A 26,390-nucleotide genomic window follows, 5' to 3' on the forward strand; every position below is an offset into this window, starting at 1 on the left:
AGTTTAGCCTAATGAAATTATTCCAATTCTCTTTTTACTTTTTACTTTTTACTTTTACCTCTACCATTTCTGCTCAAAGTATCATCAAAACTACCTTAGAGCCCAATCAGATTCCGAAGGCACCTTCGAATTGGACCAAAAAAAATCAGCTTGGTTTTGATATCTCTGAAATTGCTTTCGTGAACTGGAATGCAGGGGGAACGAGTTCTATCTCGGGGTTATTTAAAGGCGAATTTGCAAGAACTTATATCAAAAGAAATCACAAATGGTTTAACGAGTTAATCGTTAAGTACGGCTTAAACAAACAAGACGGTACAGAGCTTAGAAAAACAGACGATGCACTTTTATTTAACTCTACTTATGGTTTCAGAAAAGATACATTATCTAATTGGTATTATTCTGCTAAGTTTAATTTTAATACTCAGTTTACAAACGGTTACAATTATCCGAACAAAGACATAGCTATTTCCAAACCTTTTGCACCGGCTTATATCTTTCTGGGAGCCGGAGCAGAAAATTCGAATAAGGCAAAAAACAGAACTTTTTATTTCTCACCGATTACATTAAAAACCACTTTAGTACTAGATCAGTATTTAGCCGATCAAGGATCTTTTGGAGTGAAAAAAGCGGTCTACGCTACCGATCCACTTGATCCCAAAAGTAAAATTCTAGTAGAAAGAGGAGAAAAGGTAAGAGCTGAATTCGGTATTTTACTTACCGGTTACATGAAAAATGAAATCTTTAAAAACATTTTTTACGAAAACAGGCTAAGTTTATATACAGACTATCTGAACAAATTTGGAAATGTTGATATCGATTACGACACTCGTTTAGATCTTGTAGTTAATGCTTATGTAAAAGCAAATATCGGTATTCACTTAATTTACGACGATGACATTAAAGTAAAGAAAGACTTTACAGACCCGACAACCGGTACAACAAGTCAGGTTAACGATGGCCCAAGGGCTCAGCTGAGACAGGTTTTAGGTGTGGGTCTTGTTTATGCTTTTCAATAATTAATTCCAGTTGCTAGTTGTAAAATGTGAAATGTAAGAAGTAATAAGTTTTGTTTTATTGATTACTATTTTACTTTGTGCGAACATATTGTTGCATCGGATCACTGAAATACATTAACAATTCATCCAGATTCAATCGCTTCGTCTAAAGGCAAAAAAACCCGTTAATTAAAGCATACGCCCTTTCTAATCGGCATAACACATTTTACATTTCACGTTTTACAACCAACATCTAACCTGAATTAATTAATTCGGTTTTCTGCCATTAATCATTTCGAATAATTCCAATGCATTTCCGTCTGTTAAAAGAGAAACATAATGACAAATGTGAAGCAAACGATCGTATAAATTCGTTTTCTCTAAACGATGTTTTTCGGGCAGCATTTTTAGCAATAATTTATCGTAATTGGATGCTTTTCCGTCATAGTCATTATTGAAAGCTGTAATAAACTTATCCAGCAAGGTTTGAATAATCTGGTACCCTACAATCTCTTTCTCGATAACTTCTCTGCTTTGATAGATTTTATCGACACTTAAGTTGATAATGTCTTTCATCTGAGCTTTGTATTTACTTCTGTCTGTTAAAGCAAACGGAAATTTTCCGGCCAGAATTGCTTCTTCATTTTCAACAAAAACATTTACGGCATCATTAATCAACGTTCCGATAGCTAAAGCACGCAAATAACTGATTCTGTCTTCTTTTGTCGTTAAGGTTTGGTATTTGGCGACTCCAATATTGTCTTTTACCAATTTGATTAAATATTCTAAGGCATAATCTTCAGAAACTAATCCGAGATTTATTCCGTCTTCAAAATCTATGATCGTGTAGCAAATATCATCTGCCGCTTCTACCAAATAGGCCAATGGGTGTCTTTCGAAACCAATATCCTCTCCGGATTTATTGGCAATCATTCCCATGTCTTTGGCTACTTCTTCGAAAAAAGTTTTATCGGACTGGAAGAACCCGTATTTTTTATCGGCAATGTTTGACGTTGGTTTTTTAGGCAGACTTTCTTTTGGGTATTTCATAAAAGCGCCTAAAGTAGCATACGAAATTCTTAAACCACCTTCAATTCCCGGACGACTGGCGGTCAGTACCGAAAATCCGTTGGCATTTCCTTCAAAATCAATTAGGTCCTGCCATTCTTTAGCCGTTAGTTGTTCTTTGTATTTTTGCCCTTTTCCGATTGAAAAATATTCTCCAATGGCTTTTTCACCGGAATGTCCAAAGGGCGGATTCCCAATGTCATGCGCCAGAGAAGCAGCCGCCACAATAGCGCCAAAATCGTTCATGTGATAACCGTGAACCTCTTTTAGATGTGGATATTTTTCTATGATTTTTTTTCCCACCAAACGTCCTAATGAGCGTCCGACAACGGAAACTTCTAAACTGTGCGTTAGTCTGGTATGCACAAAATCGGTTTTAGAAAGCGGAATTACCTGCGTTTTATCCTGCAATGATCTGAAGGCTGCCGAAAAGATAATTCGGTCATAATCTACCTCAAAACCTAAGCGGGTATCATCTTGTTCTACACGTAATCTCTTGCTGGTATCGCCTTGGCGTTTGAGTGATAATAGTTGTTCCCAGTTCATTGTAATTTTAGATTGTGGATTTTAGATATTAAATCGAATGCCAAAAATACGCTAATTTTAGGACTTTCTTGAAGTGGTTAACATCTATTAAAATTCCAACGCCGTACTGTATTTAATTTCGCCCATCACAAAAATACTGTTGGTGTTTCCGATATTCTCGATAGTCGATAATTTGTTCATTACAAAATCCTGATAACTAGCCATATCCTGAACTAAAATTTTCAACATAAAGTCATAGTCGCCCGCAATGTTGTAACATTCAATAATCTCGGGAAGCGCTACGATATCTTTTACAAAATTACTTCCTACGTTTTTTGCATGTTCTTTTAATCGGACATTACAAAAAACAGTCATCCCGCAATTCATTTTTTTCTTGTCTAACAACGCCACATATTTTGTGATGTAGCCATCGCGTTCTAATCTTTTTATACGTTCATAAACAGGTGTAACGGTCAGAAATAACTTCGCAGCCAAGTCTTTTGTATTGATATTGGAGTCTTCCTGAAGATGTCTGAGGATCTGTAAATCGGTTTTGTCTAAGTTTTCCATAGTAATTTTTACGGCTAAAGGTTCGTTTCAAAGAATTCATCAGTAATAAAATCTTTAAAAACCTATTTTAAAAATACAATTCACTGAAATAAAACCCAAATCTAAGTATTATAATCCAATGATATAAATTTGTTCCGTAAAAAATACTGAATCAAAATGAAAACAAACAACTTAGGTTATCCAAGAATTGGCAGCAATCGGGAATTAAAAAAGGCCAGCGAATTATATTGGGCAGGAAAAATTTCGGTTGACGAACTAGTCGAAGCCGGAAAAGACATTCGTCGTACCAACTGGAAATTGCAACATGAAGCCGGAGTAGATTTAATTCCTTCTAATGATTTCTCTTTTTATGATCAGGTACTGGATCTTACCCTGACTTTAGGAGCGATCCCGGAACGTTATAACGATTTTGCAAAATCAAACTCTTCTATCGATTTGTACTTTGCTATGGCAAGAGGTGCACAGAAAAACGGACAGGATGTTGTAGCTATGGAAATGACAAAATGGTTTGATACCAACTACCATTATATTGTTCCTGAATTCACTAAAAATCAAAAGTTTGCTTTGTTTTCAGAAAAAATAATTACTGAATTTAAAGAAGCTAATGCTTTAGGAATCGCAACAAAACCGGTTTTAATTGGGCCTATTTCGTACTTACTTTTAGGAAAAGAGAAAGAAGACGGTTTTAATCGTATCGATCTTATCGAAAATTTACTGCCGGTTTACTTCGAAATTTTAGAAAAATTAGAAGCTCTGGGAGCGAAATACATTCAATTAGACGAGCCGTTTTTGGCGTTGAATCTGACTGACAAGGAGCGCGATACTTTCACGAAAGTATACAACGAAATCAACAAACGCTTCCCGAATATCAAAATCATTCTTGCTAACTATTTTGATTGTTTTGGAGAAAACTTAGCTACTGCTTTGGCTTTGCCGGTTGACACTTTCCATTTAGATTTAGTTCGTTGTCCTTCTCAATTAGACGATATTTTAGAATCCGGTCAGCTGGCAGCAAACGTAAACCTTTCGTTAGGAGTTGTTGACGGACGTAATATCTGGAAAAATGATTTCAAAAAATCTTTGGCTATCATCGAGAAAGCGGTAACCGCTTTGGGTGCAGACAGAGTTTTTGTAGCTCCTTCCTGCTCTTTGGTTCACTCTCCTTGTGATTTAAATTTAGAGACCAATGACAAAACCCTGACTCCTGAAATTAAGCAATGGCTGGCTTTTGCTAAACAAAAAATCGAAGAGATTACTTTATTAAAACAATTTGCCACTAATGAAGTAGATCGTAACAATTCTGCTGAATTTGCAGAAAACACATTTGCGAACGAAAACCGTAAAACGTCAACATTAATTCACAATCAAGTTGTTAAAAATCGTGTTGCCGGAATCAAAAAAGGTGACGATCAAAGGCAGAATACATTTGCAACACGTCGTCAAAAACAAATTGCAGCTTTAAAACTGCCTTTATTTCCAACCACTACCATTGGTTCGTTCCCACAAACTGCCGAAGTCAGAAGCTGGAGAGCTAAATTTAAAAAAGGCGAATTAACACAAGCCGAATACGATGCTTTACTGGAAAAAGAAACCGAAGAAACCATTCGTTTTCAGGAAGAATCCGGAATTGATGTTTTGGTTCACGGTGAATTTGAGCGTAATGACATGGTAGAATATTTTGGAGAACAACTGGACGGATTTACTTTTACTAAAAATGGCTGGGTTCAGAGTTACGGTAGCCGTTGTGTAAAACCACCGGTTATTTATGGCGATGTTTCAAGACCCAACCCTATGACGGTAAGATGGGCAAAATTTGCGCAATCTTTAAGTCCAAAATGGGTAAAAGGAATGTTAACAGGCCCTGTTACTATCCTGCAATGGTCTTTTGTTCGTAATGATCAGCCTCGTTCTGAAACTTGTACACAAATCGCTTTGGCCATTCGTGATGAAGTGGTGGATCTGGAAAAAGCAGGAATTAAAATCATTCAAATTGATGAACCTGCCATTCGCGAAGGACTTCCGTTGAGAAAAGAAGAATGGGCCGCCTATCTGGATTGGGCTGTTAAAGCATTCCGAATTTCTGCCAGCGGTGTGCAAGATGACACGCAGATTCACACGCATATGTGTTACAGCGAATTTAACGACATCATTCAGAATATCGCCGATATGGACGCGGACGTAATCACCATTGAATGTTCCCGTTCACAAATGGAATTATTAGATGCTTTTGCCGACTTTAAATATCCGAACGAAATTGGCCCGGGCGTTTATGACATTCACTCTCCTCGTGTGCCTTCCAGCCAGGAAATGGTAAAACTATTAGAAAAGGCTGCCGCTGTAATTCCGGTAGATCAATTATGGGTAAATCCTGACTGTGGTTTAAAAACACGTCATTGGGATGAAACTAAAAAAGCTTTAATTGAGATGGTTGCTGCTGCTCAGGGAATGAGAGCTGCAGTTGAAAACGAAATTACTTTATAATTTTAATTTGGATATTTTTGTTTTTTAGTGCCAACAAGTGGAGTCGAAAATCTTGTAGTTATGATTTCTTTCGACTTCACTGCTGTTGGTTTTATCTTTTATTGTATCAGATAATCTAAAAACCCAAACATAATTGTATTGTTTTGCTCTATAAATGCAGTAGTATTCAAAATAGTATCTAAAGACTGAATGTACTTATTTTCTATTAGTTCCTTTTGTCCTGCTAAGACCATTTCACGCATCGTTTCGTTTGTAACTTCAAAATGAAACTGCAATCCTAAAACCTGTTCTTTATACAAAAATCCCTGATTGTAACAGCCCTCAGATTGAAATAAACGAATCGCATTTTCAGGAATTGAAAAAGTTTCTCCATGCCAGTGAAACACCTCTAAAACCGATGGAACATTTTTTAAGATCGGTAATTCAGGAGCAACAACCTCAACAGGATACCAACCAATTTCTTTGTCTTTATTTGCCGAAACTTCTCCGCCTAAAACATGGGAAATCAATTGTGCTCCCAAACAAATTCCGATTACTTTTTTACCTTGATCAATTGCTTCTTTTATGAATCTCTTTTCTGTTTTAAGCCAGGGAAAATCAGCCTCATCGTGAACACTCATTTCACCACCCATCACGATTAAAACATCAATCTCTGCTAAATCAGGAAGTGTTTCTCCTTTATATAAATGGGTATAAGTTAACTTATGATTGTGGATTGCAATCCATTCTTCCATACAACCTAAACCTTCAAAGTCTACGTGTTGTAAACAATGGATATTTACTATTTGCGCCATAATCTATTTTGTTATCTAATGGAAGTTTGTTTTTCAAAAATACAAAAAAAGCACCCCGATTGGAGTGCTTTTTATAATTGAAAATTAACTTAAAATTAGAAATTTTTAGAAATTCCAATGTTAAATGTCTGTCCAAAGTTAAAGTAGAATTTATTAACATCTGCTCCGTTATTGTCATAACTCAATGTTTCGTATCCTAAACCACCAATACTGAAGTTAAGACCGAATCCTTTTTTCATATTGATAAAAAGAGCTGGAGTTACACCTACGTACATACCGTCAGCTTTAGCTTTTGAAGAAAAACCGTTGTTATCAATTCTTTTGTCTGTTTGATTTTGGAAACCTGCTCCTAAATCAGCAAAAACAGAGAAAGTTTGGCTCAATGGCACTGAATAACGTACAAATGCTCCAAATTTAGAGCTGTTTGTTTTGTATTCTGTAGTTCCTTGATCATCTTTTGAAGAAGCCACTGTAAATTCACCTCCAACAGTCCAGTTGTCGTTGAATTGGTAACCTACTCTAGGAGAGAAATGAAATTCACTTTCTTTTCTTTCATCACCTGCAAATTCTCTAGTTTCTGAAGCATAACCGATACTTCCACCTACTAATACTGTTCCTTTTTGCGCGCTTACAAAACTAGTTATCGCTAATGCAGCGACAATCAAAATTTTTTTCATAATTTGGGTTTTTAATTTAAATTGTATTGTCCCTTAAGCAAGAACGATGCCGTCATTGCTCGGTTTTATATTTATTTTAAGAATTCTTTGAAAGATAATTTTTAGCAATCAAAGTTATTTCTGTTTACTTTTGTAGCAAATAAAAAGTTATGTCGATAGAAGTAAACAGTATATCAAAAAGTTACGGAACACAAAAAGCGCTTAATGAAGTTTCTTTTACAATTGAAAAGGGTGAAATCGTCGGATTTCTTGGTCCAAATGGAGCCGGAAAATCTACTTTGATGAAAATTTTGACTACTTATTTACTTGCCGATAGTGGCGCAGCCCTTGTAAATGGTCATGATGTCATGACAGACACCAAGGCAGTACAACTTTCTATAGGCTACTTGCCGGAGCACAATCCTTTGTATTTGGATTTGTATGTTCGTGAATATTTGGCTTTTAACGCTGATGTTTATCAGGTAGCAAAAGCAAGAATCGAAGAAGTTATTGAACTGACAGGACTGACAATCGAAAGTCATAAAAAAATAGGACAATTGTCAAAAGGATACCGCCAACGCGTGGGACTTGCCAATGCTTTGCTTCATAATCCGGATGTTTTGATTTTAGACGAACCTACTACCGGTCTGGATCCTAATCAGTTAATGGAAATTCGAAATGTAATTAAAAACGTCGGAAAAAATAAAACCGTTTTCCTGTCAACTCACATCATGCAGGAAGTGGAAGCGATCTGTGATCGTGTCATAATTATTGACAAAGGGCAGATTGTAGCGGATAAAAAACTAGACAAACTAATTTCTGAGGACAAACAACAGGTAATTGAAGTAGAATTTGACTATCAGGTGGAGCCGCAATTACTTGCCAAACTGGAAAACATCAGTTCTTATGTTAATACGCATGACATGATCTGGGAACTTACTTTTATTACCGAAAAAGACATGCGCCCTGCCCTTTTTGATTTTGCTAACGCGAATGGCCTAAAAACACTACAACTGAATCAAAAAAATAAAAATCTGGAAGCTGTGTTTAGAGAGATTACCAAATAAGTTCTCAATCTCAGTTTATACTTTGATCTGCAAATACATGAAAAATCGCTCTATTAATTTATAGGGCGATTTTTTTTTCGATTTTAAGACCGGGCAACACGAAAACTATGGAGAGGCAAAAATCTTAGCCTGCTTTGTGTTTATTTAACCGCAAAGGGCGCAAGATTTTTTTGCTTTCCCATACGCAAAGTTCGCAAAGCTTTACGTAAAAAGTCACCTTCAACCTTTGCGAACCTTACGTAAAACCTTTGCACCCTTTGCGGTTAAAACAAACTACATTTTTTCACAAGAGACGAAATATCGTACAAAACCTGCAACTTTTGAATCTGATTATTTAAAAGCAACTAACCTTCAGACAATTGCTTTTTTTACATAGAAATTTATTTTATTTTTATTTAGACTTGTTTTAAATAATACTATCTTTGAGAATTGAAATTTCAAAAAACAGTCCAATGCCTCTTTCAATTCCCTCTATCAAAAACTTCTCTTATCTGTTACCGGAACAGATATTACGCTTTCAGAAAAAGATCTACATCCTACTGAAAGAGATTATCTTAAAATAAAACGCACTCATTAGCACTTGATTTACGCTGTTTTTGAACTCCCTGAGTTTAAAAACCCCTTTAATATCCTTTAAATAAATACGTAATATGAAAAATATTATAACCTCCCTTATGCTTGCTTTTTCGGTATACAGCTATTCGCAAACCGAAAAAGAAAAAGATAGTGTAGTCGAAACCACTATAAATGCTTTAGAAGAAATTGTAATCACCAAAAAGAAGGTTTTATATACCCAAAAATCAGATCGGCTTGTGTTTAATGTCGAAAACAGTATCGTCTCAGAAGGAGGAACTGCCTTAGATGTTTTATCACGTGCTCCGGGTGTTGTAGTCTCTCAGGATGGCGATTTATCGATAAGAGGACAACAAGGCGTTGCTGTTATGATCAATGGCAAATTGACGCAGCTTTCGCAAAAAGAACTTGCCAATTACTTAAAATCTACTGCCTCTTCCAATATCAAACAGATCGAGGTTATTACTAATCCTTCTTCAAAATACGATGCTACAGGAAAAGCCGGGATCATCAATATTGTACTTAAAAAACCAAATTCATCAGGATTAAAGGGAACTGCTTTTGCCAGTTATGCCAGAGGACGAAAAAACAGAACCAATTCCGGATTTAACTTAAACTACAACAAAGACAAATGGGGTGTTTACGGTAACTACAGCTATACTTTTAGAGGAGAAGAGGAACGCAAAAAATTCAATCAGCTGCAATATACAGATGAAACCCGACAAACAGTTTCTTCCAAAAACTACCAAACTTCTGTCACTGATGAACCTCTTACATCAAACAATTTTAAAATTGGAACACAATATGAAATCTCTCCCAAAACAAATTTAGAGGTGTATGTTGATGCCAAAATTGGCCGTTATGAAAATATAGCAGATGGTAGAAATACATTGCTTAACGCCATGAATCAATTGCAATTTGATGCTGCCACCTATAACGACAGCAAAGAAAAATGGAATGATTATACCTATGCTTTTTCCGGAACTCATAAATTCAATACCGAAGGCAAAACGATGTCCTTTGATTTTGAATATGAAACATCGAAATTCAGATCCAATCAATTTCAAAGTGCCAAAAATATAGATCCGGCCATAAATACTGAAATTAAGGATCGCAGAGGTTTTATCCCTTCTCAGTTAAGAGTATTCACAGGAAAAGTTGATTTTAACAACCCTCTAAGAGAAAAAGAGTCTATCGAATGGGGCTTTAAAGGAAGCATAAAAAACAACGACAACCCTTCTGTTTACGAATATTCCGAAAACAATCAATGGGTAGTCGACCTCAATTCTACCAATCATTTTGAGTACAAAGAACAGATCTATGCCGCATATGCCAACTACAAATACCAGCTGGAAAAATTAAATATTCAGGGAGGAATAAGAACAGAATATACGGCAATAAATATCCTGCAAAAAACCATGAATGAAGAGCATAAAGACGATTATTTGAAATGGTTCCCAAGCCTTTCGTTAAAATATGAATTCACCGAAAATCATTCTATGCACGCTTCATACAGTAAAAGAATCAACAGACCAAGTCAGTTTGATTTAAACCCGTTCCGTTTTTATGATGATTCTTTTAACTATTCACAGGGAAATCCGAATTTAATTCCTGAAATAACGCATGCAGCAGAAATAGGTTATGCCTGGAAAAGCGCTTTTATGGCTACCGTATATTTCAACAAAACAAAAGACGTTTTTACCGAAGTTTATGTTTACAATCCGGCAGACAACACTACTGTGACTTCGCAGATTAACGTAGACAAATCCTATAATTACGGGGTAAATATTACCAATACGTCCGAAATCCGCAAATGGTGGTCTGTGAATACTCTTTTTAATGTTTTTGAAAATAAATTTATGGGGAACGTTTTAAACACGGAAAAAATCGATCCTATAGTAACGTTAAACATGAGTGTTCAGAATTCGTTTACGATTACGGAAAGCTGGAAAGCGGAAATAAATGCACAATACCAATCGAAATCAAATCTTGGTATTTACGAACGTGACAGTTTTTTTGACTTGAGTATCGGAATTTCTAAACAGGTACTGGCAAACAAAGGAAGTATCAAACTTAATGTCACTGATATTTTCGATACCAATAACTTTTATATCAATTCGGTTATCAGACAAACAAGCATCGATAAAAGATACGATCTTGATAATCGAATTGCCACAATAGCATTCACCTACAGAATCTAAAACTACCTTTTTTGCCTCTAGAAATCCCATAAAACATTTTGGTCTTATGGGATTTCTTTTGTTTTTGAAAGTAAGCCTCCCTTTTTATTTGACTATAACTGCCGAAGTAAAAACAAAAAAATCATGAAATTAGCGGCAAAAAAAATCTTAGCCACAAATTGCACGAATTTGCACGAATTAAATTTTAAAAACTTATAAATAATCCTTATAATCCTTTTCTGATTCATAGTTAGCACTCAACAATTGAGTTCGCAGCAAAAGCAAAACAATTCGTGTAAATTCGTGTAATTTGTGGCAAAAAAACCGCAATATCCCTTACTAGATTATACTACATAAAAAAGCCTTTTGAAGAGAATTTTACTTCTTTCAAAAGACTTTCACAACTAACACAAAACAGATCAAAAAACTCAGGATTTAACAGCCACGGGCTTTTTTTTCTTTCTTCCCCACCAGATATAAAAACCGGTAACCGGTAGACTGGCACAGATCAGGCTGGCTAAAAAATATATAATTTTGGTTGACAATCCTCCTATCGCTCCTATGTGGAGACTGTAATTGGAACGCATTAACCAATCTGAAAAACGTTCGCTACCAATATACTTTTCTGAATTTGGAAGTAACTTTAAAGTTGTTGAATCAAAATACAAATCCCTCCAAATTCCCTTATGCATATCGGTACAGGCGTAAAAATCTTCTTTTGGATCATCCGGAAAATGAATAATAACCGCTTCTTTGTTTTCCTTGGCTATTTCGGTACGTACTTTTTTCCAAATAAAATCGGCAGCAACCAGTTTATTCATTTGCTGTACGGATAAAGCATCCTTTTTAACCGGAGCAAGCTGTTCTTTTTTATCTTTTTCATCGGCCCAGCCACCACTGATCCAATACGTGCTCTCTCTAAGCCAGTGGAAACTCATCAGCATACCGGTAAAAGAAATAAGGACAGCCAAAAGAATTACATAAAATCCCATTACATTATGGAGATCGTAATTTAATCGTTTGAACTTCGCATCCCATTTTACCTTAAAACTTGTATTGACAGTGGTTTTATTCCACTTTTTGGGAAACCACAGAATAAGTCCGCTCACTAACAAAAAGAAAAAAATAAAGGTCGCCCAGGCCGTGATCTGCGATCCAATTTCGCGATCTAACCACAGATTACGATGTCCTTCGTCTATGATATGGAAAAAATCTTCATGGTCTACAATTCCGGTAATCTTACCGTTATAAGGATTTACATAAAGCAATGAATCCGATTCAATATCGACTTTTATTGTTTTATCTAAACCATTGTACCATAAACCGTGTATTTCTTTTCCCGGCAGTGCTTTCTGAACTGCACTATAAATCTTAGAGGGCGGCAGTAATTGTTCCGAATCTTTGGCTTCAGCATACAACCATGGTGAGGTGAATGCTCTGATTTCTTCTTCAAAAACCAGTATGCAACCCGTAATTCCCATTATAAAAACAATAATTCCGGAAGCAAGTCCAAGCCATAAATGCAACCAGGCATTAATTTTACTAAAGCGTGATTTTCCTTTTTTTTGTGATTTTCCTATTTGTTTTTTAATAACAGTCATTATAGAATATTTTGCTTGACGATAAATGGAGTTCTTCAGCATTTAAAAAACCACATTATCAATGCCACAAAAGAACATAGATAATGTGGTTTTCTGGTTATAAGAAAATAAAAATTATTTTCTAGGTTTCAATTTTGTAATCGCTGAGATATCAGTTCCTCCTCCGGTTACTTTTGCTCCTGCTGTTGCTACACCTGTCTCAAGATTGATTTTGTATATACGAACCTCATCTTTTGTTACAAAAGCTTTGTAAGCATTACCACCTTCAGCATATAAACTTCCAACACCAAAATAACTATCCCCTGCATGTCCGGGTAATCCTGTTACCTGAGTTATTTTTTTAGACGGTAAATCTACAATTGCCGATTTAAATTTATAAGAAGCATGATTAAGGAATCCCCACGAAACAGTATCGTCTGCTGTAGGTACATAAACGATATATGCTTTTTCTCCTCCAATAGGGTATGCTGCTAAAACTTTACCACCAATTGAGCTTGCCTCAAGATCAAAGAAGTAAGAAGCATCAAATTCTGTTTGACCTTTGTTGATACGAAGAATTCCCGAATGTGACTCTGCGATCGCCTTATAACCTGCCGCCTGAGCATTTGATGAAAAACTATAAATATTACCTGAATCTGTACGGATGATCCCTGTATTTGTATAATACATACCAACTGCAGTAGTACGCGGATCAGCAATTCTCTTAACAAAGTTTAAAGATGGGTATTCGTAAACTCTGATGTATGCCTTTTTCTGATCAATATCCCAATTTTCACTTGCGTCTCTATCAAATACTGATACAAACACTTTATCTCCAACAACAGTTACACCAGTAGGAAAATCAAAACGTCCTTTAGTTGTTGCAAAACTGTTAAATTTACGACTTGTAATAGCCTCTTTCGCCGGATCATAAACAATTAATTCATTATCCGTTGAAGTTCCTCCCCAGGATGCACCAACTATTAATAATTTATTATCATCTGTAACACCGTAAGCAAAGGTAGATTCGATAAAAACACGATTTCCGGCCACCAGTTTACTTGCGCTATTTAAATAAAATGGGGCTGCTCCTTCTACTTCGTTGTCACAAGCAAACATTGTATTGGCTAGGGGAATATAAGAACCTCCCTGCTCAATTCCTTTTCCGGTCATATCAACAGTACCGGTCATTAATTGGTCTAATGATTCGAAACTCCACATATAATTACTATTCCATGTTGCGGTTTGATACCCTAAAACATACTTACTGCCATCTTCTGTGATTGGCGCCGGATCTGAATTTGAATCATCACTACTACATGAAAATAGTGTAACAGACAGTAACAATACTGCTAATAGATTTTTACTTTTAATTGTTTTCATTTTACTTAAATTTAGTTAATTTCATCTGTCCTTACTAACAGATTTAGGATTTGTGTTTTTTTAATTTCCGGGCTACATAAAGAAGTATCTCAACTTCAGTGTAAACGATCTTCCCGGTTTCTGTACATTATAATAGTCAAACAGCATTACATCTGTAATATCATGGCATTCAACAGCAATATTGTAACGTCCATTTTTAAGTGTGTAAGCTAAAGCTGCAGAATAATAAAGTTGTTCCGGAATTTCTTTTTTATTTTCTCCTCCCAGAGTCGGAGGACGCAAGTAATAACTATCAGAATAAGTAGCTGACAGATTAAAAGTAAGGAAGTCATCCTTAAATTTTAATTGTTTGAAATGAAATCCTAAATTACCGTTTCCATAGAAAATAGGCTCATTTGGCACTTGTGTCTTATACAAATCGTTTGTTTGATTCGTCCCGGGCTGAGCAGAATCATCCATATTCAATTTCTTTTGATAAGTGGCGTTTGCATCAAAGGTAAACCACTCTTTGTAGCCATAGTGGACTACACCATCAACTCCGGTAACCTGAATGTTTTTGAAATTCCTGCTTATACTTTTAGTGGCATCAGCGGGATCAATTCCGGGTTGTATAAAATTATTTCCCTGGCGGTAAATAAAACTGGTTTCCAATCCTAATGAATGAACCCCGAAAGTTTTTTTATAAGCAAAACCAAGATTAAAATTGTCACTAACCTCTCTTTTAAGATCCGGATTTGGATTTACTCTATATCCTCCGTCACCCAATAACTCAAGAGCTGAAGGCAATCTGAAAGCATGCTCATAAGATGCTTTAATCTGAAATTCTTCCGGAATAACAAAATAAGCTGCCGCAGTACCATATCCGATATCATTAAACATCGGTTTTGTTATACTCCCGTCTTGCTTTTCAATTTCCCCTTTTAAGTCAAACATTTTTGTAAACGCAGTGTATGAAAATCTACCTTCCAGTGCGGATAAGTTATAGGAGAGACCTAAAATATTTTTATTAACAAAAGGCTCTCTGGGCGTGTCTTTATCTGAATATTCATTGTCCTCTTTACGTTTGTAGTTTAAAATCGTATAATTAAGAGCAAAAGCATTATTCTCATTTAACTCGTATTTCAAGTTGGCATTACTCTGAAGCGATTTGACGTTAAACACCATTAAAGTTTTAACCGAATTAATTTCCCCTCCACTATCATAACTTTTTATGGAATAATTACCGGACCAATCATATCGCGCTGATGAAGTATCAACCACGCGGTCTTGCGAGACGTTATAAGACGCGGCTAAACTTGCCGTCAAACCTTTAGTAAACAAATTTGCCTTTTTATATTTTAAAGAGGGTACAAAATTCTGACTATCCGTAAACGCATCACCAACCACTCTTAACATTGTAGTTCCTTGCTGGATTTCCTTTTTATTAGCGCTTACAGCCATTCCAAACATTAAGTAGTCTGCATATTTTTTATCTTTAACGCCTACTTCAGCCATGATTGCTCCCTGTTTATAGCCATCATGAAAGTGCTTTAATTTTTGTATTGGTCCATATACACCTGAAAAAGAATCTGGAATTCGGGCATCAACTTCAAAACTGTTATCAGAATAATTACCAAAAGCAAGAATATTGGCCACTACACCCTTTTTACTTGTAAATCTGGTATTGACTGAAAATTTATGTGTATTAAACGATCCAAAACTGTAGGATGCATCCACGAAGTGTTTTATACTTCTATTGCTGACAATATTAACAGCACCTCCCAGTGCATCACCCCCCAAATCAATTGGCACAACTCCCTTATAAACATCAATTCGTTCAGCCATCGTAGCCGGAATATTATTTAAGGTAAAGGAAGATCCATAATTATCCATCGGAATTCCATCGAGGAAAAACTTAATTTGCTCTCCTGCAAAACCATTCACAGAAAATTTAAACTCAGATCCCATACCCCCGGATTCACGCACACGAACACCTGTAGTTGTGTTTAAAACCTGATTTAAATCTGCCGATGTATTGTACAAATGTTTTAAATCAACTGAAGAAATATTAAATGCCTGCTCTTTAACCCGCTGCACCTTTGTTTTTCCTACTACCTGAACTTCGTCCAAAGCAGCAGTATCTTCTTCTATTTCTATTGTTGGAATAACTTTATCGGATTGTTCCAAACTTATTTTTGTTTGTTTTGACTTAAATCCAACAAAACTAATTGATAGGGTATAATTGCCCGGCTCAGCAACAAGCTCATATTCTCCTTTTTCATTTGTTAAAGTTGAATAGCGTGTTCCTTTTAATGCTACTGAAACACCTTCTGCCGGCTGACCGCTCTGTGTCAGAACAATACCCTTTAAATTTACTCTTTTTTGTTGTGAAAAACCTTGAATTGAAGTCAGGAAAATCAGTACTAAGATTACTATTCTATTTATCTGCATCAGCTAAAATTTGTGGTGAGTATTAAAATTTGGCACAAAATTAACTTCAGAAAATGCTATTTCCAAATTATTTTTAATTATTCTAAATAAGAATAGTATTTAACGTTTAAAATGAGATATTATTAAAAATTAGACAAATCTTAAGTTCACATTAAACAAAAATTAAAATTTTATTAAACATAAATATCAAAAACAGTTAAATCTAAATAAAATGCTTTGTTAAAAACCCTACAAAAAATCAAAAAAAAATCCCGTTTACAGTAGTAAACGGGATTTTCAAAAAGTTAAAAAAAAGAAACTCTATTTCCGAATCGCAATTATCAATCAAAAAAAATTCGTGAAAATTCGTGAAATTGGAAGCAAAAAAAATTAGCCACGAATTTCACGAATTTTCACAAATCCAGTTTTAAAAACTTATAAATAATCACTTTAATTCTTTTAATCTGTGGCAAGATATAAAAAGAACTGCCACAGATTTCACTGATTATAGAGATTTCTTTTCTGAGTCATAGTTACCACTCAACAATTAAGTTCGCAGTAAAAACAAAACAATTCGTGGAAATTTGTGTAATTTGTGGCTAAGATTTTTACCGTGAATTACACGAATTTCCACGAATTAAATTTTAATTCTAGATTTCTAAAAGAGTGGCTTTCATTTCTTCGATTACAATTTTAATATCATTTTCGGTCGTTCTCCAATTGACAAAAGAAGCACGTATTCCTTTTCGGTTTTGATATACTGTTGGCGTCATAAATACTTTCCCTCTATCATTAAGAAGCGATAAAAACGAAGCTACTTTTTCCTGGTTGTGATCTCCTTTTAAAGTAAAGCAAACATTATTAAGACGAATCGGTGCCAGAAGTTCAAAATTCCCGTCTTCGATAAGCGCATTTCCAAAATGCAAGGCCAATCTTGTGCTGTCTTCTATAATATCACAAAAACCTTCCTTCCCATAAGCCAATAAAGAAAACCAAACCGGAAGCGCTCTTAAGCGACGTGAATTCTCCGGCAACACATTTAAATAATTAAAATTTTCCAACGGATTCCCCAAATATGGCGCATTAGAGTTCTGAAAAGTTTCAATCTGTAAATTAACATGGTCTTTTTTAACTAAGTAAAAAGCACTTTCATATGGCACGTTAAGCCATTTGTGACAATCTATGGTAACACTGTCTGCATTTTCCCAACCGTCAACCAAATGTTTATATTTCTCTGAAACAGCTGCAAAACCTCCAAAAGCAGCATCAATATGCCACCAGAAATTGTATCTTTCTTTCAATTTAGAAATGGCTTCAAAATCATCAAAATCAGCCGTATTAACTGTTCCGGCGCTTGAAATTAAAATAAAAGACTTTCCGTTTAAGGTTTTAATTTGTTCTTCGAGATCGACAACATCAATGGCTTCTCGATTGTCTTCCAAGGTTTTAACGACAGTATAATTCTGACTTCCAATTCCGAGCATCGCCAATGATTTTACAGCAGAAGAATGCGGTGTTGCTGTAAAAATATGGATCGTTTCTGAGATTCCGTTTTTAGCAAAATCTTTCCCAAATTGAGCGCCAAACCATTGTCTTGCAATTCCCAAACAGGTAAAATTAGACATTGTTGCTCCCGTTACAAATCCGCCCATAAAAGATTTTGGCAGGTCTAATAACTGCAATAATAAATCGATCGTTTCAAACTCTATTAAAGCTGAAGCGCCTCCCTGCGCTTTTATCGATTGTGCATTTTGATCGTAAACTGAGGCCAGCCAATCTCCAACAATAGATGCAGGTGTTGATCCGCCTGTTACAAATCCCCAATACCTTGGTCCGGGTGAAGCAACCATTAAAGGTGCCATTTGTTTATTAAATTCTGCTAACGCTTCTAATGATCCTAAACCTAAATTGTTTAATTCACGGTCCAGTCCAATTGTTGCTTTAGTAGAGGTGGGGATATTTTCAAGATTGTTTAAGAAACCAATCCCGTGTTGTTTTACTTTTTCAAGTATATTCTCAAAATCATTTAAATCCTTCTGAAGTACTGAGTTCATTCTATAGTGGTTTAGTGCCTATCTGAAAAAACAGCGCGCAGATTTTACAGATTAAGCAAATTAATAAAAGATTTTAATGTAGAAAATTAAGCTACCATTTGGTTTTTTCGGAAAAACGGGAAATCATCATCGAACAGATTAAATCACCGTTAACATTTAGCAATGTCGCAATCGGATCAACAAGGGTTCCTAAAATCATGGCTACCGGCAAAGCCTGCTCCATTGGAAGCCCGTAAACCGTTATGGCCAGAACTTCTCCGATATAACCTCCGTTTGGAATTCCTCCTTCAACAATCGAAACGATTACGGTAATTCCCAATGCTAAAAGAATTGTGGAAGGTTCGGTGAAGTCTTTTCCAAACATGGCAAAAAGAACTGTAATCTTGAGTATCGAAGACATACTCGATCCGTCTTTGTGCAAAGGCGCACCGAGCGGAATAACTAAATTCCGTACATGATTCGGGATATTCATTTTTTCAGCTGCTTCAAGGTTTGCAGGAATTGTAGCAATACTGCTGCAGGTTCCCACTGCTGTTAAAGCCGGCGTTATATTATTACTCCAAAATACCACAAAGGCTCTTTTCCCTCCTGCTATAAAAGCATACAGACTAAAAAAGACAAAAAAGTAAAAGATACAGGCTCCGTAATAAATTCCTAAAGGTTTTGCATAAACGCCAAATAATTGCGGGCCAAAAACACCAACCTGATAGGCAAAATAAGCCCCCAGACCAATTGGGGCCAGTTTCATAATCAGATTCAATAACTGTTTCATGACTTCGTTACCTGAATCTAAAAAACTTCTGAAACTCTTTCCTTTTTCTCCGGATTGCAAACTTGCAAAACCAATTAAAAAAGAGAAAATGATAAGCGCCAGCATACTTTTTCTGGACAATAATTCAAAGAAATCATTTACCGTAACCAATTGCGCTATTTGCTCACCAATACTACCGGATTTTATATTTTCTAAAGGAACTTTAGAAATAATTATATCTTGATGAATAGGAAAAAAATAAACGACCAAAATCATTACAATAGCCGAAATCAATAGGGTTGCGAGAAAAACAAGCACCATAATGACAAACAATTTTCCGAGTCTTTCTGTTTTTTCTAAATTGGCAATTGAAGAAGCAATTGTAAAAAAAATAAGCGGAATAATTGCCGTGAAAAGCAAATTAAGAAAAATGTCTCCAAGCGGTTTTATCACCTCAACTCTGCTACCAAACAATAAACCTAAAATACTTCCTGCAATGATACCTCCTAAAAGCAATAGAATACTACTGTAGCTTTTTAGGAAATTGATTTTTTTAACCTCCATAATTTTAAAAAAGTATTAGGATTCAGAAATAAAAACTAAGAATAGAAAATCAATTAAATTACTCAAAAAAAGCGCACCAAAACCAATAAGCTCTTTTTTTGTTATTTTTCTAATACGATAGTGGTAAAAGCTCTGTCGACCAATTCGCCGGTTTTGCTTTTTATCTTTTCGGTCAGTGTTTCCTTGTACACTATTTTAAAAGCCGTTTTCTCAATCAATTGCTGAGCTTTTTCAGTGCTGTACAATGTAAATTCGTATGCTGTAAACGGAAGTTGTTTCATGAAACTCTCTTCTGCAAACGTCAGACAGAAAGTCCCGTTTGGTTTTAGAACCCTGTAAATTTCCAAAAGTAACTCTTCCGGTTTTTGCCAAAAATAAAGCGTATTTACAGTGAAAATTTTATCAAAAAAGGCATCGGTAGCCGGAATCACATTTCCGTCATAAAGCAAAAAGAAGGCCTGTTTTTGAGAAACAAAATTCCTGTTGATCTGTCGGGCTTCCTGAAACATTAATTCCGACATTTCGAGTCCGTAATAAACCAACTTTTCAGCCTGATCCATTATAAATTCTAAATGTCCCGCATTTCCGTGACCCAATTCCAGAATTTTATTTTCTTTAGAAACATTCAGATTTTGAATCGAATGACGCGTCATGCTGATGTTGGTTTCATGCATCATATTGGCCATTTCAATTCCTTTTTCTCCTGTTGGATGTTTTAACTGAGCGGCTATTGCCTGTAATTCTTCTTGTTTCATACGGATTGAATATTAAATTCCAAAATTTAAAAAACTCCAAATTCTAAGCCACGTTTGTCATTTCGACGTAGGAGACCCGAGCGATAGCGAACAGACGAAGTAAATCACACTAGAAACTTCATGCAGAATGTCGCCAATCTTTGCCGAATTACTGGTGTGATTCCTCATTCTTCGGAATGACAAAGCACACTAAAAGCTCCATGCAGAATGCCGCCAATCTTTGTCGAATTACTCTGTGCGATTCCTCCTTCGTCGGAATGACATAAATAGGGCCTTCTCTAAAAAATACGACTCGCGATCTGGCGAATATTTTCTGATTTTCCCATTGAATAATAGTGCAAAACAGGTACTCCGGCTGCTTTTAATTCTAAAGATTGCTGGATCGCCCATTCTACTCCTACCTGCTTTATTTCGGCATTATTTTTACATTGATCTACAGCATGAATCAAATCTTCCGGAAGATCAATACGGAAAATCTGTGGCAAAATCTGCAAATGTTTTTTTACCGCTATTGGTTTTATCCCCGGAATAATAGGAACGGTAATCCCCATTTCTCTGGCTTTTGCCACAAACTCGAAATATTTTGCATTATCAAAAAACATCTGTGTCACCACATAATCTGCTCCTGCATCTACTTTTTCTTTTAATCTTCTTAAATCAGATTGCAAGGAAGGAGATTCTAAATGTTTCTCCGGATAACCCGCAACACCAATACAAAAATCGGCTTTGTTATCGATATCCATTACCTCATGCAGATATTTCCCTTGGTTCAGCTCATTGATTTGTTTTACTAAATCTATGGCATAACTGTTTCCTCCCACCTTTGGCACAAAAGACTGTTCATCTTTCATCGCATCACCACGAAGTGCCATTAAATTATTGATTCCCAAATAATGACAATCTACCAACATATATTCTGTTTCTTCCTGTGTAAATCCACCACAAAGCAAGTGTGGCACTGTATCAACATTATATTTATGTTTTATAGAAGCACAAATTCCAAGTGTCCCCGGACGCATACGAGTCAGTTTTTTATCTAAAAGCCCATTCCCTTTATCAATGTAAATGTACTCTTCACGTGAAGTAGTGACATCAATAAACGGCGGTTTAAACTCCATCAACGGATCGATATTATCATATAATTCCTGAATACTTTTCCCCTTTTGAGGCGGAATAATTTCAAACGAAAATAATGTGTTCCCCTTGGCGTTTTCTATATGTTCTGTTACTTTCATTTTTAAAATTATGAGTTATGAATTATGAGTTTTGAATTTGAGCTTGTTGTAAAAAATCTGAATCAAAAAACGTAAATCAAATAATCTTCTTTCTTTAGATTTCTCTTAGTTTCAGGTTTCAAGTTTCAAGTTATCTGAGAACATGAAACCTGAAACTAAAAAAAACTTTTTTCTAGTCTGCTATGTTTGGATTAAGCCACTTCATGGCGTAATCGGTTGGTACACTTCTTCTTTTGGCATAATCAACCACCTGATCCTCTTTTATTTTTCCCAGTCCAAAATATTTACTTTTTGGATTTCCGAAGTAATAGCCTGAAACAGACGATGCCGGCCACATTGCCATACTTTCGGTTAAGGTTACTCCAATTTCTTCGGCTACATTCAGCAACTTCCAGATCGTTGGTTTCTCTAAGTGATCCGGACATGCCGGATAACCCGGAGCAGGACGAATTCCTTTATAATTCTCTTCGATCAAATCTTCTTTTGATAAGGTTTCACCGGGATCATACCCCCAATAATCCATACGAACCTGTTCGTGTAAATATTCAGCGAAAGCCTCCGCAAAACGATCCGCCAACGCTTTTACCATAATAGAATTATAATCGTCAAGATCTTTCTCATATTCAGCTGCCCATTCGTCTACGCCAAAACCTGTTGTTACACAAAAAGCGCCCATATAATCTGTTACTCCTGAATCTTTTGGTAAAATAAAATCCGACAAAGCAATGTTTGGTGCTCCTTTTGTTTTTTGTGATTGCTGACGTAATGTTAAAAATTTCTCTAACACTTTTCCGTCCTCATCACGCAATTCAATATCATCATCGTCTACCTGATTACACGGAAAAATTCCGTAAATCCCTTTTGCCGTTAATTTTTTCTCTGCTAAAATAACGGCCAACATTTCCTGAGCGTCTTTAAAAACTGATGTTGCTTCTTTCCCCACAACCTCATCGGTTAAAATTGCCGGATATTTTCCGAACAACTCCCAGGTTCTGAAAAATGGCGTCCAGTCGATATAGGGAACTAAAACGTCTAATTCGACTTCAATGATTTGTTTGCCAATTACTTTTGGTTTTACCGGAGTATATTCCTCCCAATCCAATTGTAATTTATTTTTACGGGCATCTTCAATCGAAAGGAAATTTTTGTCTCTTGAACGATTCAAAAAAGTCTCTCTGAAAGAATCGTATTCTGCCCGAATATCACTTGCGTATATTTTTCGGTTATGATCCAACAGATTTCCGGCAACAGTCACCGCTCTCGAAGCATCGTTTACGTGAATTACCGTTTCTCTGTATTGTGGTGCAATTTTCACAGCGGTATGCGCACGCGAAGTAGTTGCTCCCCCAATCATAATCGGAATTTTAATCCCTTGCTTGTCTAACTCTTTAGCCAGATAAACCATCTCGTCAAGCGAAGGCGTAATCAATCCGCTCAATCCGATAATATCTACATTGTGTTCGATCGCAGCCGCAATAATTTTTTCCGGAGGCACCATTACCCCTAAATCTACGATTTCGTAATTGTTACAAGCCAATACTACCGACACTATATTTTTTCCAATATCGTGAACATCTCCTTTTACGGTTGCCATCAATATTTTTCCGTTTCCTTGTTTGTCTCCGGCTTGTTTACTGGCTTCGATGAAAGGCAATAAATAGGCAACGGCTTTTTTCATTACACGTGCCGATTTTACAACCTGTGGCAGGAACATTTTTCCACTTCCGAATAAATCTCCAACCACATTCATTCCGGTCATCAAATTAATTTCGATAACTTCAATTGGTTTTGTTGCTGCTAAACGGGCTTCTTCTACATCTTCTTCAATAAAAGAATCTACTCCTTTTACTAAGGAATGTGTAATACGTTCCTGAACGGTTCCTAAACGCCATTCCTGAACCGCTTTTTCATCACTTTTTACTTCTCCTTTTACATTCTCTGCAAAGTCTAAAAGTCTTTCGGTAGCATCATCACGCCTGTCCAGAATTACGTCTTCTACGTGTTCTAACAGGTCTTTTGGAATATCGTCGTAAATCGAAAGCATTTCCGGATTTACAATTCCCATTGTCATTCCGTTTTTAATCGCGTGGTATAAAAACACGGAGTGCATGGCTTCACGAACGGTATCATTTCCTCTAAAAGAGAAGGACACGTTACTAACTCCACCACTAATATGGGCATGAGGCAAATTATCACGAACCCATTTTGTTCCTCTGAAAAAGTCCAAAGCATTTAAGCGGTGTTCTTCCATTCCGGTGGCAACGGGGAAAATATTTAAATCGAAAATGATGTCCTGCGGCGGAAAACCAACCTGATTGACCAAAATATCGTACGAACGCTGACAGATTTCGACCCTACGGTCGTAATTATCAGCCTGACCTACTTCGTCAAAAGCCATGATGATTGCCGCTGCTCCGTAACGTTTGATTAGTTTGGCATGGTGAATAAAGGCTTCTTCTCCTTCTTTTAACGAAATGGAGTTCACTACACTTTTTCCCTGTACAACTTTAAGCCCCGCCTCGATGATTTCCCATTTCGAACTGTCGATCATAATTGGAACTCTCGAAATATCCGGCTCTGATGCTATTAGATTCAGGAATTTTGTCATTGCCTGAACACCATCGAGCATCCCTTCATCCATATTGATATCGATGATTTGTGCTCCTCCTTCTACTTGTTGTCTTGCAATATCAAGCGCCTCGTCGTATTTCTCTTCCTTGATCAGACGCAGGAATTTTCTTGAACCTGTTACATTCGTACGTTCTCCAACGTTTACAAAAACACTATCCGGTTTTATAATCAATGGTTCTAATCCGGATAATACAAGGTCTCTTCTATTTTCTGTCATTTCTTTTTTTAAGTTACTGAGGTCCTAAGGGGCTTAGGGTCTAAGTTTTTTTTATTCTATATTTTATTTTCCTGTGAAGTTTTTTGAAACGTCACAGCAGGAACGGAGTTTTAGGTAAATACCGGAGCCACACGTGGCTTATAATCCTTGGCAACCTCGGCAATCAATCTAATATGATCCGGAGTTGTACCACAACAACCTCCTATTATATTGATTAAATTATCGTCTAAATATTCTTTGATGAAGGCCTGAGTTTGCTCAGGTGTTTCATCATATTGTCCGAACGCATTTGGCAAACCTGCATTTGGATGTGCTGAAACGTTGAAAGACGTGTGTTGCGATAATGTTTTTAAATACGGTTTCAATAAATCTGCTCCTAAAGCGCAATTGAAACCAACACTCAATAACGGAATATGTGATACCGAAATCAAAAAAGCTTCAACCGTCTGTCCCGAAAGTGTTCTTCCTGATGCATCTGTAATCGTTCCTGAAACCATGATCGGAATATCGATATTGCGTTCGTCTTTTACTTCTTCGATTGCAAAAAGTGCTGCTTTTGCGTTTAAGGTATCAAAAATCGTTTCTACTAAAAGTAAATCGCATCCGCCATCCATTAAAGCTTCTGCTTGTTGTTTGTAGGCTATCCTTAGATCATCAAAAGTTACAGCTCTGTAGCCCGGATCATTTACGTCCGGTGACATACTTGCTGTACGGTTTGTTGGCCCTATCGAACCGGCTACAAAACGAGGTTTGTCCGGATTTTTAGCGGTAAATTCGTCGGCTACTTCTCTGGCAATTTTTGCTGATTCGTAGTTTAATTCGTAAACCAGGTCTTCCAGAAAATAATCGGCCATACCAATTGTAGTTCCCGAGAAAGTATTGGTTTCGACGATGTCCGCACCTGCTTCGTAGTAAGCGGCGTGAACATCGCGAATTGCCTGTGGTTGTGTTATGGATAGTAAATCGTTGTTTCCTTTTAAGGGATGCGGGAAATCTTTGAAACGCTCTCCGCGAAAATCTTCCTCAGAGAAATTATAGCGTTGCAGCATCGTTCCCATTGCTCCGTCAAGGATTAGGATATTTTTTTTAATTGCTTCTTGTATTGTTGACATATCGTATTTTATTTAAACCTGACGGGTTTTTGAAACCCATCAGATTTAATTTTATTTTAATTTATATAAATTATTCCAAGAGCGCACTATCATGCCTCTTTAGCCCCGATTGAAGTGGAAATCCTTTTGTTTTTTCTTTAAAAACAAAAGATTGCAACAAAAAGCGGGAACCGATGACGGAAAAAAGGCGTCAATGATTCGCTCATGATACCAAAATGCATTCGGTAAAATAATTGTATAAGTTTGTCAGGAAAAGTTTTGAGAAATACTTTATGTATTTGTGTTATCTATCTTAAATACCATGTGTATTGGTAGTAAGTAGAATGTAGCACCTTCTTTATGATAAAGGGTTGCTAAGGTTTCATTGGGTCTTTCCCTCCGCCTTTCGTGATAACTGTCAATAAAATTATGAACAGTGCAAAGTAAAGACATAACCTTAATACTTGCAAGTATTAAAGCTATTTTTTTATTTAAGTTTCTGAGGGGCTAAGTAGCTAAGATTCTAAGGTTAAAAAAACGGAGCTTTACTGTTTGGTTTTATATTTCAAGAATACTTTCATGACTTCTTTGTGGTCAGTAAACTCCCCTTTTTCTGCTTGGTTGATGCCTATCTCTATTTCCATTTGCTCTTCTTCTGACCAATCATCAAACCAATCTTTTTGAGGATCAATGTTATTATAGTTTTTTCTTTCTGAGCCCATTGCGATAAAATTAGCAGAACTTAAATATACAAAAAAAGCCCAAACTATTTAAAGTTTGAGCTTTGTACTATTCAAAACTTGGTGTCTCA

Annotated in this window: 18 protein-coding genes and 1 riboswitch; of the genes, 4 read left to right on the top strand and 14 right to left on the bottom strand. The window is 36.2% G+C overall.

Translation table 11 applies throughout. The annotated features are described in order from the left end of the window. The first annotated feature begins 11 nt into the window (after positions 1 to 11). Positions 12 to 1,016 carry a DUF3078 domain-containing protein gene (locus G3A47_RS04755; RefSeq protein WP_166920892.1) on the top strand — a complete coding sequence of 335 codons (1,005 nt, stop codon included), beginning with the start codon at positions 12 to 14 and terminating at the stop codon, positions 1,014 to 1,016. Positions 1,017 to 1,262: 246 nt separating this feature from the next. Here G3A47_RS04755 and G3A47_RS04760 read toward each other — a convergent pair whose 3' ends face one another. Both G3A47_RS04760 and G3A47_RS04765 read right to left on the bottom strand, forming a co-directional pair. Beyond that, the gene (locus G3A47_RS04760) at positions 1,263 to 2,609 is read right to left on the bottom strand and encodes a deoxyguanosinetriphosphate triphosphohydrolase (protein ID WP_166920894.1); all 1,347 of its coding nucleotides are present in this window, start codon (positions 2,607 to 2,609) and stop codon (positions 1,263 to 1,265) included. An 87-nt stretch (positions 2,610 to 2,696) separates the two neighbouring features. Beyond that, positions 2,697 to 3,158, bottom strand: coding sequence for an Lrp/AsnC family transcriptional regulator (locus tag G3A47_RS04765; protein WP_166920896.1), 462 nt, complete (start codon positions 3,156 to 3,158; stop codon positions 2,697 to 2,699). Between the two features lie 156 nt (positions 3,159 to 3,314). Here G3A47_RS04765 and metE point away from each other — a divergent pair, with 156 nt between their 5' ends. Beyond that, entirely contained in the window at positions 3,315 to 5,639 is a 2,325-nt protein-coding gene (gene metE, locus G3A47_RS04770; RefSeq protein ID WP_166920898.1) for a 5-methyltetrahydropteroyltriglutamate--homocysteine S-methyltransferase, read from the top strand. A gap of 98 nt (positions 5,640 to 5,737) precedes the next feature. On the opposite strand, the gene G3A47_RS04775 is transcribed toward metE, so the two are convergent. Both G3A47_RS04775 and G3A47_RS04780 read right to left on the bottom strand, forming a co-directional pair. Further along, positions 5,738 to 6,433, bottom strand: coding sequence for a type 1 glutamine amidotransferase (locus G3A47_RS04775; protein WP_166920900.1), 696 nt, complete (start codon positions 6,431 to 6,433; stop codon positions 5,738 to 5,740). A 95-nt stretch (positions 6,434 to 6,528) separates the two neighbouring features. Then, positions 6,529 to 7,110 carry an outer membrane beta-barrel protein gene (locus G3A47_RS04780; protein WP_166920902.1) on the bottom strand — a complete coding sequence of 194 codons (582 nt, stop codon included), beginning with the start codon at positions 7,108 to 7,110 and terminating at the stop codon, positions 6,529 to 6,531. Positions 7,111 to 7,259: 149 nt separating this feature from the next. Between G3A47_RS04780 and gldA the strand changes: the two genes are divergently transcribed. Continuing rightward, positions 7,260 to 8,156: a gliding motility-associated ABC transporter ATP-binding subunit GldA gene (gene gldA / locus G3A47_RS04785; protein ID WP_166920905.1), complete on the top strand. Its 897-nt coding sequence runs from the start codon at positions 7,260 to 7,262 to the stop codon at positions 8,154 to 8,156. Between the two features lie 650 nt (positions 8,157 to 8,806). After that, positions 8,807 to 10,930 (top strand): outer membrane beta-barrel family protein, encoded by a 2,124-nt coding sequence (locus G3A47_RS04790; protein WP_166920907.1) that lies wholly within the window; start codon positions 8,807 to 8,809, stop codon positions 10,928 to 10,930. A 407-nt stretch (positions 10,931 to 11,337) separates the two neighbouring features. On the opposite strand, the gene G3A47_RS04795 is transcribed toward G3A47_RS04790, so the two are convergent. The 10 genes from G3A47_RS04795 to G3A47_RS04840 all read right to left on the bottom strand — a co-directional run bounded on the left by G3A47_RS04795 (position 11,338) and on the right by G3A47_RS04840 (position 26,301). Further along, positions 11,338 to 12,510, bottom strand: coding sequence for a PepSY-associated TM helix domain-containing protein (locus tag G3A47_RS04795; protein ID WP_166920909.1), 1,173 nt, complete (start codon positions 12,508 to 12,510; stop codon positions 11,338 to 11,340). A gap of 114 nt (positions 12,511 to 12,624) precedes the next feature. Then, positions 12,625 to 13,872, bottom strand: a complete 1,248-nt coding sequence (locus tag G3A47_RS04800) for a DUF4374 domain-containing protein (RefSeq protein ID WP_166920911.1) — start codon at positions 13,870 to 13,872, stop codon at positions 12,625 to 12,627. Positions 13,873 to 13,944: 72 nt separating this feature from the next. Continuing rightward, positions 13,945 to 16,302, bottom strand: coding sequence for a TonB-dependent receptor (locus tag G3A47_RS04805; protein ID WP_166920913.1), 2,358 nt, complete (start codon positions 16,300 to 16,302; stop codon positions 13,945 to 13,947). A gap of 629 nt (positions 16,303 to 16,931) precedes the next feature. Beyond that, positions 16,932 to 18,335, bottom strand: coding sequence for a pyridoxal phosphate-dependent decarboxylase family protein (locus tag G3A47_RS04810; protein ID WP_166920915.1), 1,404 nt, complete (start codon positions 18,333 to 18,335; stop codon positions 16,932 to 16,934). A 91-nt stretch (positions 18,336 to 18,426) separates the two neighbouring features. Continuing rightward, positions 18,427 to 19,650 carry a dicarboxylate/amino acid:cation symporter gene (locus G3A47_RS04815; RefSeq protein ID WP_166920917.1) on the bottom strand — a complete coding sequence of 408 codons (1,224 nt, stop codon included), beginning with the start codon at positions 19,648 to 19,650 and terminating at the stop codon, positions 18,427 to 18,429. 101 nt (positions 19,651 to 19,751) lie between these two features. Further along, on the bottom strand, positions 19,752 to 20,405 hold the full coding sequence (locus G3A47_RS04820) for a class I SAM-dependent methyltransferase (RefSeq protein ID WP_166920919.1): 654 nt from the start codon (positions 20,403 to 20,405) through the stop codon (positions 19,752 to 19,754). Positions 20,406 to 20,683: 278 nt separating this feature from the next. Beyond that, complete coding sequence (gene metF, locus G3A47_RS04825) at positions 20,684 to 21,640, bottom strand: methylenetetrahydrofolate reductase [NAD(P)H] (RefSeq protein WP_166920921.1); 957 nt, start codon at positions 21,638 to 21,640, stop codon at positions 20,684 to 20,686. Positions 21,641 to 21,812: 172 nt separating this feature from the next. Then, positions 21,813 to 24,488, bottom strand: coding sequence for a methionine synthase (metH, locus tag G3A47_RS04830; protein WP_166920923.1), 2,676 nt, complete (start codon positions 24,486 to 24,488; stop codon positions 21,813 to 21,815). Positions 24,489 to 24,598: 110 nt separating this feature from the next. Continuing rightward, the gene (locus G3A47_RS04835) at positions 24,599 to 25,600 is read right to left on the bottom strand and encodes a homocysteine S-methyltransferase family protein (protein WP_166920925.1); all 1,002 of its coding nucleotides are present in this window, start codon (positions 25,598 to 25,600) and stop codon (positions 24,599 to 24,601) included. A 280-nt stretch (positions 25,601 to 25,880) separates the two neighbouring features. Then, a riboswitch (SAM riboswitch) is annotated at positions 25,881 to 25,997 on the bottom strand. A 127-nt stretch (positions 25,998 to 26,124) separates the two neighbouring features. After that, positions 26,125 to 26,301 carry a hypothetical protein gene (locus G3A47_RS04840; RefSeq protein ID WP_166920927.1) on the bottom strand — a complete coding sequence of 59 codons (177 nt, stop codon included), beginning with the start codon at positions 26,299 to 26,301 and terminating at the stop codon, positions 26,125 to 26,127. Between the last annotated feature and the right edge of the window lie 89 nt (positions 26,302 to 26,390).

Origin of the sequence: Flavobacterium poyangense (assembly GCF_011751075.1) — a bacterium.
In the GTDB taxonomy this organism is placed as follows: domain Bacteria; phylum Bacteroidota; class Bacteroidia; order Flavobacteriales; family Flavobacteriaceae; genus Flavobacterium; species Flavobacterium poyangense.

Excerpts from the sequence above, each read along its gene's own strand:
- metE (WP_166920898.1), top strand. The coding sequence starts at position 3,315 with ATGAAAACAAACAACTTAGGTTATCCAAGAATTGGCAGCAATCGGGAA.
- G3A47_RS04775 (WP_166920900.1), bottom strand. The coding sequence starts at position 6,433 with ATGGCGCAAATAGTAAATATCCATTGTTTACAACACGTAGACTTTGAA.
- G3A47_RS04790 (WP_166920907.1), top strand. The coding sequence starts at position 8,807 with ATGAAAAATATTATAACCTCCCTTATGCTTGCTTTTTCGGTATACAGC.
- G3A47_RS04795 (WP_166920909.1), bottom strand. The coding sequence starts at position 12,510 with ATGACTGTTATTAAAAAACAAATAGGAAAATCACAAAAAAAAGGAAAA.
- G3A47_RS04760 (WP_166920894.1), bottom strand. The coding sequence starts at position 2,609 with ATGAACTGGGAACAACTATTATCACTCAAACGCCAAGGCGATACCAGC.
- G3A47_RS04810 (WP_166920915.1), bottom strand. The coding sequence starts at position 18,335 with ATGAACTCAGTACTTCAGAAGGATTTAAATGATTTTGAGAATATACTT.
- G3A47_RS04765 (WP_166920896.1), bottom strand. The coding sequence starts at position 3,158 with ATGGAAAACTTAGACAAAACCGATTTACAGATCCTCAGACATCTTCAG.
- gldA (WP_166920905.1), top strand. The coding sequence starts at position 7,260 with ATGTCGATAGAAGTAAACAGTATATCAAAAAGTTACGGAACACAAAAA.
- G3A47_RS04840 (WP_166920927.1), bottom strand. The coding sequence starts at position 26,301 with ATGGGCTCAGAAAGAAAAAACTATAATAACATTGATCCTCAAAAAGAT.
- G3A47_RS04755 (WP_166920892.1), top strand. The coding sequence starts at position 12 with ATGAAATTATTCCAATTCTCTTTTTACTTTTTACTTTTTACTTTTACC.
- G3A47_RS04815 (WP_166920917.1), bottom strand. The coding sequence starts at position 19,650 with ATGGAGGTTAAAAAAATCAATTTCCTAAAAAGCTACAGTAGTATTCTA.
- G3A47_RS04835 (WP_166920925.1), bottom strand. The coding sequence starts at position 25,600 with ATGTCAACAATACAAGAAGCAATTAAAAAAAATATCCTAATCCTTGAC.
- G3A47_RS04800 (WP_166920911.1), bottom strand. The coding sequence starts at position 13,872 with ATGAAAACAATTAAAAGTAAAAATCTATTAGCAGTATTGTTACTGTCT.
- G3A47_RS04780 (WP_166920902.1), bottom strand. The coding sequence starts at position 7,110 with ATGAAAAAAATTTTGATTGTCGCTGCATTAGCGATAACTAGTTTTGTA.
- metH (WP_166920923.1), bottom strand. The coding sequence starts at position 24,488 with ATGACAGAAAATAGAAGAGACCTTGTATTATCCGGATTAGAACCATTG.
- G3A47_RS04805 (WP_166920913.1), bottom strand. The coding sequence starts at position 16,302 with ATGCAGATAAATAGAATAGTAATCTTAGTACTGATTTTCCTGACTTCA.
- G3A47_RS04820 (WP_166920919.1), bottom strand. The coding sequence starts at position 20,405 with ATGAAACAAGAAGAATTACAGGCAATAGCCGCTCAGTTAAAACATCCA.
- metF (WP_166920921.1), bottom strand. The coding sequence starts at position 21,640 with ATGAAAGTAACAGAACATATAGAAAACGCCAAGGGGAACACATTATTT.